This window comes from Psychrobacter sp. ASPA161_6, assembly GCF_051970285.1.
GTDB classification, from domain to species: Bacteria; Pseudomonadota; Gammaproteobacteria; order Pseudomonadales; family Moraxellaceae; genus Psychrobacter; species Psychrobacter glaciei.
In genome coordinates this window covers 183,534-196,214 of the sequence record NZ_JBEFNJ010000004.1, presented here as the reverse complement: position 1 = coordinate 196,214, position 12,681 = coordinate 183,534, and the positions used below count along the sequence as shown (strand labels likewise).

Here is a 12,681-nt window from a genome sequence, read left to right as displayed (position 1 = left end):
CAGTCCTATCAAAAATGCTGAAAATTTTTAAGAAATACGTTCTAATCTTACTAAATTGTAACTCATTGTGATATAAATAATAGTGCTAGAATTTATTCATTATTGTCTGTCTATTTATAAGAAGAAATTACTATGTCATCCAACCACACTCATAAACGCGACCAACAGCGTCACTCTGGCATGACTCATCATCAGTCATCTGCCCATAACCATAACAAGCATTCATATCAGTCGCGCAAATTAACCTCTATTGCAGGCTGCGCATTACTGCTTGGCAGTACGTTTGGGTTGGCAGGTTGTCAATCAAGCCCTGCGCTATCATCGTCTACGGCATCAAAAAGTATGATGGATTTTAGTACCGCTGATAGCGCGCAGAGCAAAGCCCAAGGCCGCGCATTTAATGCCAGCCGCACTGCCAAATCTGAGCGTTATCAACAATTATTTGACCAAGAAAAATATCCCAATACCGACAATCAAGCCAAATCACATTTACTGGCGGCTATTCGTCAGCATCTGGCAACAGAGCATGTGGCAGTCGCGCAAGCCAATTATCAAGCCGCACCTTTCATTGATCCAGATAGCATTGATGCAGGCTCTAGTAGCTTACTTAGAACGATTATAGAAGCCTATGCTTATGAGCCTGATGGCGATTATGGTGAAAGTAATTATGATGAAAGTGATCATGAGGACAGGCAAACTGAGGCTATGGCAGAGTTAGTAGCGGTAAGTATAGAGTCGAATAAATGCAATAAAGATGATGACGATGACGCTTATGAAGTCTGTGTTGTAGAGGATATTAACTACGATGAAGACGGCTATGATGAAGACAGTTACAGCGAATATGGCTACAATCGAGAGGGTTACGACAGAGATGGCTATAATGAATATGGCAATGTAGAGGGTGGTATTCTCTCAGGGGTCTCGAACTTAAAGTCTAAAAATCTGTTAAAAAACTATGAAGCCATACAGATGGCCAAACAAAAATCAGAGGCTGTAGAAGGTAGCCAATCATCAACGCCATCTACGGGCGTCATTGGTCAAATGCTGAGTATGTTCCATCGCACGCCTGAACAGATAGCCGCGTCAAATGCTTATCAATATCAAAATTTAACGTTTAATAGTGTCAGTCAGTACAAACCCAAACAACGACAACTGCAAAGCGTTTATAGCTATGATTATGTGACTCCGACGATTGCCTCATCCGTACAGATACCGCTAGCGTTCGATTTTAACCATAGTACAGTTACGGTAGACCCATCAGCAATCATGCCTATCGTGGCATTGGTTAATCCTGAAAACACCCCTTTACCTAACCAAATGACCTCACATACCGTCAGTTTTGGATTGCCAGAGAGTATTACCGCGCAGCTACCGCCAGCAGTGCTGTATGATGCCACCATCGCTGCCATACAGAGCAGCATGGCAGAGCTTGCGCCCGAGCACTTTAGCGCGGTAGATATTCGCAGTGATGCCTTTGCCAAAGAAGTCGGGGCGAGCCGTGCGGTAAAAGTCTATTTTGGCAGTAAGAAAAGCGGTGAGATGATCGGCAAAACCCTAAAATACATGACAAAGTCGCTACAGGATTATGTCGATGCCAATCCACAGAAATATCCTGATGGCGCTATGCTAAAAACCGCGCTGGCGAAAGTTCAGCTATACAATAAAGGCTATCAAAGTGCGGATGTGGGCTCGCTTTTGCAGCTAATTGAAGCCATTGGTCCGATCTCTTTTAATCAGATAAATTACTATTATTTAGACAGTGCCGATCGCCTGCTTGCCAAGCAGCAGCGGATAAATATCGGCGGCGATTTGATGGGCTCTACGACCAGCGTACTAAACCAAATACGCTATGATAAAAGCAGCTTTAATAACCATGCACTAACGCCTTTATTGGCTGAGTCTTTTGGTGCAAATGCTAAAGCGGCTATCGATGGCAATGCATGGATGGCAGAGCAACGCCAACAAAAAGACAGGCTGCAAACGGCACGTTATGCCCGCTATGATTATAGTGGTCGCAGTGGTAGTTACGATGACTACGATAACTACAATGATGACGACTATGGTAGCGATTATGCGGATGGTGATAGCAGCGATGAGGCAGCAGAATATGACAGTGTTGATCGTCAAGATGATAATGATATCGAAGACGATGCCGCAGATGATGCTGACAACAGGGTAGACGATCAATAACGCTATCTTGTCATGTTCAAGCCCATATTTATTAAGGATAAAAAATGAGAACAGTATATAAAATCATTGCAAATCATCTTCCGTCAGCGAGCACTGCGTCCGTTTTTAATGGCAATCATTTATTTGTTGGTGCATTGGTAACAGGGGCATTATTATTAACGGGTTGCCAATCTACCAGTCTTGACCAATCTAACGCGATGACTGCCAAGCAAACGCCAGTGGCAGCCAAGACAGCATTGGCGATGGCGTTACAAAAAAAGCGCCGCCAGTCTTTTAGTTACCATAGCAATCTGGAGATTAGTAACGAGCAGCAGTTTAATAATATAAATACTAAAATAAATGCCAAAGCGCCAGTCGCCTCAGGCTATATCGATGAATACTGCGAAGACACACACGATCAAGCATATGCCGCCTTACTTACTCAAGCAGAAGCGCAAAATAAAGATATTTTGGCGGCGGATTATGATGCTGAGCGAACGACGCTGAAAGACCGTTACCTTGAGTGTACAGATGCCTATGAGGCATGGGTAGATAGCAATTATGATAGTGAGATCACCGTGCCAGCGTCTTACCAACAGTTATTTGACAATTATGATGACCGAACGACAGCGCAAGATATCAAAAAGGCAAAGCTGCTAGATGCTTATGTGCTAAAGCCCTTGTCTATCAATGCACAAGGCGTCTATCAGCCAATGGCTGGTAAGGCGACAATGCTAGCGAGCATGCAGTATCAAGCACGTAATCATCAAAGCAGTGTCAATCAGCCTATTTATCTAGATTTGAAAAATGGCAATATCTATCTATGGGCAGATAATTTTGCGATGTTTAATTCAGAAATGTTAGACGATAAGCTCGGCACAAAGTGGCGCAACAAATGGCTAAAGCTAGCCATTAATGATGGCACCTTACCCAAAGGCTTTGGCAGTGAGTTGATAAAAAGCCATTTTGCAGCGTTAGATACCACATTTGATGCGGCACCTGTTAGCCAGTTTGATTATGTCGCCCCTAATACGCTAGCTTCGCTCTCTCCCAAGTTACCCGCGCATCAGCTACCAGCAATGCTGGCAAGTAACCAAGTTATTCGCCGTGTACAAAGCGCTGAGAGTTATGAGCAGTTTTATCAAGATTATATGCGCATCGTTTACGAGCGGATTAGTCAGCGATATCCAGAGCTAATCAAAGAAAGTGAGCCTTACGAGGTAAGCACCACAGGTGCTGATAAATTTACCAGTAAAGCGTTAGTGCAGCAGATGCTAGCAATGATAAAGAGTGGCATGGATAGTGGCAGTGAGACAGTAGAGGAAACAATGGCAGAGGCAAAGGAAAAGACGGCAGAAAGTGCAATGCTAGAGAAAGCAGAGACGCAGCAGTTGTATGGCTTTGATAAGCGTGGTCAGCTCAAATGGCAGCATCTGCGTAGTGAGCTTCCGAGCGAGACTGCTTCCAATAAAAACATGGTCATAGATGTTTTGCAGCAATACTCCGCTATAAGCGCTACAGACATGGCATTTCCGAACTTACCAAGTAATGTGCAAGTTCCCAATGCCAGTAATAGTATTGATGTGCGCGAGTATGGTAGCGAGTTGATGCAGTATTATCGTGATGGCAATGGTACGGCAATGGGTAAGATGATGTTTAGTGTCATGCCAATGGCTAAAGAGAAGTTTGGGGCGATTGAATAATTCAGTACGGCGCCAGAAAGATCTTTAAAATGACAGGTTTATTTGAATCTAAATATCTGGAACCAAAAAGCGCACCGTTTATACGATGCGCTTTTTTATGTGTTCATAATCAGTCTTATAGGACATTCAGTATGAATGAAAAATAGCCTATTAATGACGAATTACATGCCTTGATGGGGTTTGCCATGCATTTTACCGTGCTCTGAGCCTTTATGACCTTTCGCCATTTTTTCAGCTTTTAATGTAGCAAGTTTTGCGCGTTGCTCAGCAGTCAATACTTGAGAGATAGCATGTTGAGTCTGTACTCGCTCAGTGAAGCGCTGCTTGGTTTTAGCCGCTTGCTGGTCAGCTAAGCGATTAACTGCGGCTGTATTTAGAGTGCTACTATTAGTCAATGCTTGCATCTGTTGCTGCATTTGCGCCCGTTCCAATTTGTTTTTTGTACGGTCAGCTTTACGATCGCCGTGTTGTGCTTGCATGATGGCTTTGACTTGCGCTTGTTGCGTTGCTGTTAGATCTAGTTGCGACATTGGACCTCTCATGCCGTCTTTTTTCATACCACCTTTTTTCATACCATCTTTATGCTGCATTTTGCTGGTCGTTGGTGTGGTATCAGTGGTTGCATTAACACTGGTACAAGCCGTTACGGTGAAAATGCTAGACATTGCTAATACTGAGCCCATTAATAATTTTTTCATCATCGTTACCTTATTTAGGGTGCATACGTTATTGGTTGCGAAAAAGTCAGTTTTTATCTGATCAGCTTATGAATGCTAAGTGTCCCGGATAGCCACTATCCATCACAGCTTGTTATCAGTATTTGTCGCTGATAGACGCTATATTACGACAGTTAAAGGTTACGAACATTTATGAAGTATTAAGAAAGGTAACGTTTATAGCGAATCGATAAGCAATTGACTGATAATATGGCTCATAAAGCGATCCAACGCTCAAGGAGAAAGATGTGCCACACATACTACTAGGCGATGATGACGAAGAGTTGACCCAGTTATTACAAGAATACTTGCACAATCATGGGGTGACATGCGACTGCGTTCACGATGGTGAGGGCTGTCATACAGAAACTCAAGACCGCGAGCAATAATGTGCTGAATGGCGCTGCTGCTTACGATTTGCTGGTGTTAGATATTATGATGCCAAAAATCGATGGATTGAGTGTCTTGCGTCAATTACCCAATATCAGTGATATCCCTGTCATCATGCTGACCGCAAAAGGGGAGGAAATTGATCGTATTATTGGGCTTGAACTTGGTGCTGATGACTATATTACCAAACCCTGCAATCCTAGAGAGCTGCTGGCACGTATCAATGCCGTCATCAAACGCACCAGCGCAGCGATATCAGAGCATACGCCGCTACCAGAGAGCCGTTTGCATCTGGATCAAAACCAGCGGCTTTGTCAGATAGATGGCATAGAACTACAAGTGACGGGGACAGAATTTGATTTGTTGGTTGCGCTACTGAAACAAAAAGGTGAGGTGGTGAGCAAAGCGTGGCTGTCAGAGCATGTTTTACAACGTGAATTACAACCCTTCGACCGTAGCCTTGATGTGCATGTCTCGCGACTCCGCAAAAAACTCCAACCTTTTCATGATGAGCCGATCAAAGCGGTTCGTGGTAAAGGTTATCAGCTGGTATTGTAATGATGGACTCATCGATGAACGCTTCCAAGAAAGCTGTTAACCATAAAACGCTTAAGCAAACACCAAAGTTTAAAGTGCGAATCACACTATTTTGGCGTTTGTTTCTAAGTCTATTATTAACAATTATCATCACCTCTATTTTATCGATCATGGTGGAGCGTTGGCTGGTCGAAAAAGCACTAACAGCTCGCATGAACGTACAAATTGATAGTTTATTGATTAAGCGTCAAGAGATGGTTGAGGCATTAAGAGCGGGTGATTTAAGTACAGTTAAGCAGATGTATCGTCAGGACCGTCAACTCATGAATCAGATAAGAGTTTACGATGAAGAAGGGGCGATTATATTTCCGCGTTATCGCAATAGAGATGAGCGTAGGCAAAAAGGTATGCAGGGTAGTCGGCGTGAAGTAGGGCAACTATCAATGCAACCATCAATGCAATCAATGGCAGCTCAGCCCAATGTGGACAATAACAGGGCTAATAGTCACGATAATAATAATAAAATGTCGAATGATAAGTCGTCATTCTTAAACCATATTCTGCAACCGATGATGCCAAATAGCGCTACGCTAGCTGATTTCGACAGTCGCCCTGAGCTGGCTGATGTGACGGTCGTCTTACCAGATGAGCAGTCTGTCATTATACAATTACGTCCGCATTTGCGTTTTGCTGATGTTATGGCACTGCAACGTGGCAATTTTCCCATACGTTTGCTATTTATTCTCGTTTTTAGCGTCTTGGTTTGTATTTGGCTGAGCCGTACAATGACTCAACGCATTCGCCGTGTACAAAATACCGTACACCGTATGATTGATAGCGATTATCAGACCCACCCAGACCTATCAAAAATGGGAGATGATGAGCTTGGTTTACTCGCAAAAGACGTGGCTAAACTATCAAAATGGTTGGCTGAGAGTGAGCTGGCACGCAAACAGATGCTCAGTGATATCTCGCACGAGCTACGATCGCCACTGGCGCGACTTGATGTGGCGACTGAGCTGACTCGCGACTTTGCACCGAATGCCAGTCGTTATCTCGACCGTATCGATAAAGAGTCGGCACGGATGAATGAGCTAATTGAGCAAATCATTCATATTCAATCTCTACAAATGCAGCAATATACCATCGACAATATAGAAAACGAAGTGGTTGATATTTCTGACATCATCAGTGAAATTGGACAAGACGTTTGTTTTGAGTTTCAGCATAAAAACGTGCGTTGGCATTGGCAGCCGAGTCATGCATTGGTGGCAGACGCTTCATCTACCACTGATTCAACAACGCCTTGGACAGTGCTTGGCAATCAAGAACAGCTACATAGCGCGCTTGAAAATGTCATTCGTAATGCTTTTATGCATACTGCCTCCGATTCAACAGTAATTGCTGATATTAAAGAAGTGGAGATGGAGGATAAGAAACCCGCGATTCAAATCAGCATAATGGACGAGGGCGGCGGCGTCGCGGATAAAGATGTAGAGCGTATTTTTCAGCCCTTTGTACGGCTTGATTCGGCTCGTCATCGTGAAACAGGTGGCTATGGTTTGGGATTGGCAATTGTCCATGCGGTTGTGATGGCGCATAAGGGTCAGATTCATGTCTACAATCGCCAAGATGGCTTACAAGGACTGGTGGTACAGATAATTTTGCCTATTAAATAGATACCCTTTAAACACAAGGAGCTGACATAAATAAGCGTTACGTCAAATTGCCTTTATGAAGATAACTCGTTGTCAATTCATTAAAGCATAGTGGTTTGCAGTGCCCTGACTGAATGTTTGATATGCTTTGGTTATTTATTGAAGAAATCGATATACAGGTTTGTTTTTAATGAGTATTCTAATCATCATGATACTACCAAATTCATTCACTCGTCCTCTCAATGCTTGGGTCACCATTTTTGTGGTTGCCTTGCACGGTGCCACCGTATGGGCAATGATATCTATCGATACCCCGAAACCTCCCGAAATAAAAAATAAACCAGAGACCATTCAACTAGAGCTAATCACATTAGCGTCACCTCCTACTAATACGCCAAGTACAGAACCTCGATCCAAACCTGTCTCAGAAAAAAAAACCGTCTCTGAGACTCAACCAATCAAACCATTAGAAAAAGTAGTAGCATCTGCTCAGACGTCATCAGCTGCAACATTAAAAACTGAAACAAAAGAAGCGCCAATACCTTCAACAACAAATACTGACGTGGCTAAAAAACCACCCAATTTAGAAAGTAATCCTGAAAAGTTTCTCGAAAATCCCTCATCAGCGTCACCATTGACGACAGTAGAATCAAGAAAAATATCGAATGTATCAAATGAATCAGACGACACAGAGCAAGATCTATCGGCGATGATTCGAGCTGTGACAGCGCAGTTCAACCGTGATCAAGCCAGACAGAAACGTGCACTAGGAAAACAAACCAACCGAAAGCTCGCCGAACAAGAGCAATGGCGCATACAAGCAGCCAATGAAGCAATTGCCAACATGCTGAAGTTAGCCGCTGCCCAAGCCGAAAAGCAAGTCACTGATCAGGCCGCTATAGATGAGAAGGCTGATAAAAATAGTAAGGTTAATAAAAGTGACGAGACTGCCCCGTTTTTGGCAGATTATGGCAGCTGGCTCGATAAGCACGAACCGACGACTAGCTTACCATTGCTAATATGGCGTAGCATTGATACTGAGCTCGGTGATGTATTTATCGTCATGCTAGAGTTGCATGTCAATAAAGAAGGCTATATTACTGAGGTGCAACTGCTTGAACCCTCAGGCAGTCCAATAATCGATGCAATGGCAACCACGCAAGTTAGGACAGGGCAACTCAATCCACTGCAAAAAGACGGTAAGACAGTTGATGCAATTGTGCCGATGTCATTGGTATATGAGAGACCGACATTTAACAAGTAACATAGAATTTGTAAGGTCTTTCGCCGATGATAATGACAGCAGCTGTTTTTAAATGAACAACACGGTCTATCATCAGATCAATATAAAAAAACGGCAAGTGTAACATCCAGCTGGTATAAGTTTTCCTCACTTGCTGTGTGCTTGGCACTTCAGAGTCTTAGAAAAAATCATCCCAGCAGTATGGTATTTTTTTAAAGTGAATCTACTATAATTACGTTAAGATAGTCACGTCAAGATAATTACGTTAAGGAAGATGTATGGATCTTATGGATTATTGGCAATACACAGATATTATTACCAAGGCTTTATTTTTTGCGCTTTTGGCGTTATCGGTTGCCTCTTGGGTCACAGGGATTTTGCGGCTGTATTATAGTCGCCAACTGGCCAAAACTGTCGCGGCTGATTTAGCGCAGCAATTACAAAAACAAGTACCGCCTAGTTTGCAAGCCAGTGCAGAGGAGCGCAGATTGATGACCGAGCAGACTTTATTGCAACTGATTGGTCGTTATCGACATCGGAGTGAGCAAGGATTGCCGCTACTAGGTACGACTGCCGCTATTGCGCCCTTTATTGGATTATTTGGCACGGTATGGGGTATATTTCATGCGCTACGCAGTATCGGTATGAGCGGGCAGGCAGGGCTTGCGCAAGTGGCAGGTCCAGTAGGTGAGGCGCTTATCATGACGGGGCTTGGTCTTGCCGTTGCGATTCCTGCTGTGATTTTTTATAACATTATTGCGCGTATGAATCGTCGAACGTTATTCTTAGCCAATGATATCGCTCATGGTCTCTTAGGTGCATCGATGCGTCCAGCAGTGACGACAGATAAAACGAATACAAATGTTTAGATCCTTGCAATTTATTGGCTATAAAAAAGGAGACACGCATGGCGTTTCATCTAGGAGATGATGACACTCAAGGTTTGAGCGAGATGAACCTGATACCGCTCATCGATATCATGCTGGTGCTGATGATTATCTTTTTAGTGACGGCGACAGTGATGAACCCAACTGTGCCATTGGATCTGCCCAAGACCAGTGCTACGATTAATGATTTGCCTGATAACATATTACAAATCAGTATCAATCAAGATAATGAGCTGTTTTGGGATGAAGAGTCGCTGTCATTGCCGCAACTACAGACACGGTTTGCGCAAGCAGCAAGTGATGGGCTAGATCTTAGTATTCATCTGCGCGCAGACAAAGACACTCGCTACGATATGGTGGCGCAAGTCTTGGCTGCTGCGAGCAATGCAGGTCTCACTAAAGTAGCTTTCGTCAATGAGTAAGCTTTTGGAATATCACCGTAAAAAATACGCCCTACCATCAAGAAGATGCTAGGGCATATCATCAATCAGCACATGAATACATTTAGCTATTTCAAACTTCACAATCTAAATGATGACACGCCCTAGGGTTTATTTTTTGAATCAGCTTAAAAGGAAGAAAACGGCAATCATCTAAAATGCCCGTTCAAAAAACCACCACAGTGCCACTAAAATGCTAATCAGCGAACCGATATAAAATATAATCCATTTATAAAATTGTGTGTGACGTAATAGTAGCGCTATTGGAAACACCAAAGCGATAAATACCAACTGTCCCATCTCAATGCCTACGTTGAAACTCAACAACGCTAATACACGTGCACTGGTAGCAAGTGGCAAGTCTACCAATACATTGGCAAAACCAAAACCGTGAATCAGTCCAAAAACAAAGGCCAGATAGACTGCTCGTACCCGTAGTAATGGCACGACATTATTGAGCGCGGCAAAGGCAATAGACAGTGCAATCAAAGATTCGATAAAGCGTGGCGGTATGCTAACGATTTGTAGTGCCGCCAAGCTAAGTGTAATGGAGTGAGCGAGTGTGAACGAAGTCGCAATCCAAAACACTTCAAGCAGCGCCGCTTTTGGCTTAGTGACAGCAATCAATTGTTTCTGTTTGCGCACGTACACCGCAGGAATGAGCAGTACAAATAAGAATAGCAGATGATCCCAACCAATTAGCAAGTGGTGTATACCGCTTTTGAGAAAATTAGTCGCGGTAGACATCCAGCCAGTATTTGCCTGCGCTCCTAATGGGCTTTGACCTACTGCTAGCACTTGTAGGGCGGTGTCATCATTAGCCTGAGTCAGAATCAATCGGTGGTTGGCATCGATACCTGCCAATATTTGATAATCAAGATTATCAATCGGCTGAGCACAGCTTAAGGCAAAATTGCTATATAAGTAATTAAATCCGCCACGTGTATTAATGGCCAATGGCGCAAATTTTGTAATTTGACACGCTTGTGCGTTACTTTCTAGTTTTATTTTGGATTGAATCAATTGCTCTATCAGCGATGTCTGTGACTTTACTTCTGCCCAACTGACTTGACTGTCTTTGTTTGGATCTATATCAATCAGCAACGCTAAGTCGCGCAGTGAAAGCTCATATTCTGTATCATATTTACTCTCTGCCGTACTCTCAGAGTCGCTTAGATTGAGGTTTAAGTAGGCGGTACTAGACTCATGCGCTTGTGCCACTGAACACGTCAGCGCCAGTAACAGCAGCGTCAGGTAACGATAAGTATGACTTCCAATAAGTCTGCGAAGCGCATTCATAAAAGCTTCTCCTTATTCATACCTTGCGTGTTTACAGTTTGCATGCTTACGGTTTGCATGCTTACGGTTTGCGTGCTTTTGGCTTGAGTGTTGGACGTTTGCGTAGTGGCAACTTGGCAATTTAGACAATCACTGATTTTACCTGAGCGTAGCGCTTGCTCTAGTGCAGGATATTCGAATTTCGTGTCTGTCATAAATTGGCGTATTAGCTTGATGTCTTTTTGGCTGCCAGCTTTGATAGCTGCGCTCGCATAGAGCACGATATCAGCCGTTTCACGCTGCTGTTGCCAATTATCTTGAGCCAATTTTAGTGCTGAGTCTACTTGATTGGCCAGCAAAGCATAAGTCGCTTGTTCGCGCATGTGCGCATTTTCTTTACGTATCTGCCATACCTCAATGCGCTCTTTCATCAAGGCCAAGTTTTTCTGTGCTTGAGGGTCGCCTAATTCCATTTGAGCAGTGATAAGGCGTAGTAGCAAGGCGTCTTTATCCGTATGCGCTTGGAGCATATCGCGCACCTTTTCATACTCACCGATACTCAATAGCCAGTCAGCGCGAGCCATCAGCGCCGGTACGGTTTGATCGTCCATCACACTAAAAATCTGATTGGTAAGCGAAGTATCTTGGCTACGTAATGCGGCATCTGCTTGCATCAAGTATATCCAGCGAGCAGTTGATGCATCTAACCCAGGTGCGATCGCCGCCAGCCCACTGAGTGTCTGTTTTGCCTGTTCAAGCTGCCCAGTCATGCTCTGTATCTGAGCCTGACAAGCCAACTCATAAACACGCAATTCAGGATCATCAAGTTTGTTGCAGTAGCTCAAAGCGTCTTTAAACTGACCTTGGACGACTAGTAAAGAAGAAAGAGTCAATAAAGCATCTGGATGAGTCTCTTCTTGTTCTAATATCTGCGTTAATAACGCTTTTGCTTGAGCAAATTTATGATCTGACTGCAATGCTCGTGCTCGTAGCATTAGTGTATCTATACTCTGATCTGTGCTCTGATCTAACTGCGCGCGTGCCTGACCCAATGCTCTAGGATCGCCTTGTAGATAAGCGCGCTCTAGTAATTGACTGGTTTGTGCTGGGGTATTTGTGTGTGTGTCAGTTCGAAAGTCAGCAGCGTTTAGATAGCGCGGCGCTGGGGAATCTGTAGGCAGGGTCGCTAGAATTTGTTGATCGTCTTTTGGTATAAAGGGGGCAGCGTGAAGCAGTTGGCTGCTGAGAGGTAATAACAGTAATAATCCGATAGGGAATTTAATCCAATGCATAAAATATCTCGGCTCAAAACATAAAGAAACACCCAATCAGTAAACTGATTAGGTGCTTGGATAACTTCAGGTCAAACTACAGCGAGGCATTGGCGCCTGATACTGCGACAGGTTCTGCCAAATTGGCTTCAGGCAGCATCACCCGATCAATATCTTGAGGCTCATCAGTGTCGACATTATTACTAGCATCAATCACAGCAGAGGTATTATTAACAGCTAACTTCGCTTTCGCTTGGTCTGCCGCAACAGCATTATCAACCTGATTTGACGAGTCAAAGTCATTGTTGTCATTATCATTGAAACAACCAGAAAGTGCAGCTGATCCAGTGATCAATACGGCTAACATTATATAGCGCATAGTATTTCTC

The 12,681-nt window shown here is 43.6% G+C and carries 12 protein-coding genes; 8 read left to right on the top strand and 4 right to left on the bottom strand.

Annotated elements, in window-relative coordinates:
• Window positions 1-132 precede the first annotated feature (132 nt).
• Both ACTQ9T_RS11840 and ACTQ9T_RS11835 read left to right on the top strand, forming a co-directional pair.
• Window positions 133-2,190: a hypothetical protein gene (locus ACTQ9T_RS11840; RefSeq protein WP_440465198.1), complete on the top strand. Its 2,058-nt coding sequence runs from the start codon at window positions 133-135 to the stop codon at window positions 2,188-2,190.
• Between the two features lie 44 nt (window positions 2,191-2,234).
• Window positions 2,235-3,872, top strand: coding sequence for a hypothetical protein (locus ACTQ9T_RS11835; protein WP_440465197.1), 1,638 nt, complete (start codon window positions 2,235-2,237; stop codon window positions 3,870-3,872).
• A 161-nt stretch (window positions 3,873-4,033) separates the two neighbouring features.
• On the opposite strand, the gene ACTQ9T_RS11830 is transcribed toward ACTQ9T_RS11835, so the two are convergent.
• Window positions 4,034-4,570 carry a Spy/CpxP family protein refolding chaperone gene (locus ACTQ9T_RS11830; RefSeq protein WP_440465196.1) on the bottom strand — a complete coding sequence of 179 codons (537 nt, stop codon included), beginning with the start codon at window positions 4,568-4,570 and terminating at the stop codon, window positions 4,034-4,036.
• A 266-nt stretch (window positions 4,571-4,836) separates the two neighbouring features.
• On the opposite strand from ACTQ9T_RS11830, the gene ACTQ9T_RS11825 reads away from it, so the two are divergent.
• The 6 genes from ACTQ9T_RS11825 to ACTQ9T_RS11800 all read left to right on the top strand — a co-directional run bounded on the left by ACTQ9T_RS11825 (window position 4,837) and on the right by ACTQ9T_RS11800 (window position 9,725).
• A complete protein-coding gene (locus tag ACTQ9T_RS11825; protein ID WP_440465195.1) occupies window positions 4,837-4,977 on the top strand; it encodes a hypothetical protein in 141 nt (46 codons plus the stop codon).
• A gap of 1 nt (window position 4,978) precedes the next feature.
• A complete protein-coding gene (locus tag ACTQ9T_RS11820) occupies window positions 4,979-5,536 on the top strand; it encodes a response regulator transcription factor (RefSeq protein WP_440465194.1) in 558 nt (185 codons plus the stop codon).
• 14 nt (window positions 5,537-5,550) lie between these two features.
• Window positions 5,551-7,194, top strand: coding sequence for a sensor histidine kinase (locus ACTQ9T_RS11815; RefSeq protein WP_440465193.1), 1,644 nt, complete (start codon window positions 5,551-5,553; stop codon window positions 7,192-7,194).
• Window positions 7,195-7,363: 169 nt separating this feature from the next.
• A complete protein-coding gene (locus ACTQ9T_RS11810) occupies window positions 7,364-8,437 on the top strand; it encodes an energy transducer TonB (protein WP_440465192.1) in 1,074 nt (357 codons plus the stop codon).
• Window positions 8,438-8,694: 257 nt separating this feature from the next.
• On the top strand, window positions 8,695-9,285 hold the full coding sequence (locus ACTQ9T_RS11805) for a MotA/TolQ/ExbB proton channel family protein (RefSeq protein WP_352309963.1): 591 nt from the start codon (window positions 8,695-8,697) through the stop codon (window positions 9,283-9,285).
• 38 nt (window positions 9,286-9,323) lie between these two features.
• Window positions 9,324-9,725, top strand: a complete 402-nt coding sequence (locus ACTQ9T_RS11800) for an ExbD/TolR family protein (protein WP_413190427.1) — start codon at window positions 9,324-9,326, stop codon at window positions 9,723-9,725.
• Window positions 9,726-9,896: 171 nt separating this feature from the next.
• Here ACTQ9T_RS11800 and ACTQ9T_RS11795 read toward each other — a convergent pair whose 3' ends face one another.
• The 3 genes from ACTQ9T_RS11795 to ACTQ9T_RS11785 form a co-directional block, all read right to left on the bottom strand.
• Window positions 9,897-11,042 (bottom strand): HupE/UreJ family protein, encoded by a 1,146-nt coding sequence (locus tag ACTQ9T_RS11795; protein WP_240216017.1) that lies wholly within the window; start codon window positions 11,040-11,042, stop codon window positions 9,897-9,899.
• The gene (locus tag ACTQ9T_RS11790; protein ID WP_440465191.1) at window positions 11,039-12,313 is read right to left on the bottom strand and encodes a tetratricopeptide repeat protein; all 1,275 of its coding nucleotides are present in this window, start codon (window positions 12,311-12,313) and stop codon (window positions 11,039-11,041) included. Before ACTQ9T_RS11790 ends, ACTQ9T_RS11795 begins: the two co-directional genes overlap by 4 nt.
• A 76-nt stretch (window positions 12,314-12,389) precedes the next feature.
• On the bottom strand, window positions 12,390-12,671 hold the full coding sequence (locus tag ACTQ9T_RS11785) for a hypothetical protein (RefSeq protein ID WP_210540578.1): 282 nt from the start codon (window positions 12,669-12,671) through the stop codon (window positions 12,390-12,392).
• Window positions 12,672-12,681 lie beyond the last annotated feature (10 nt).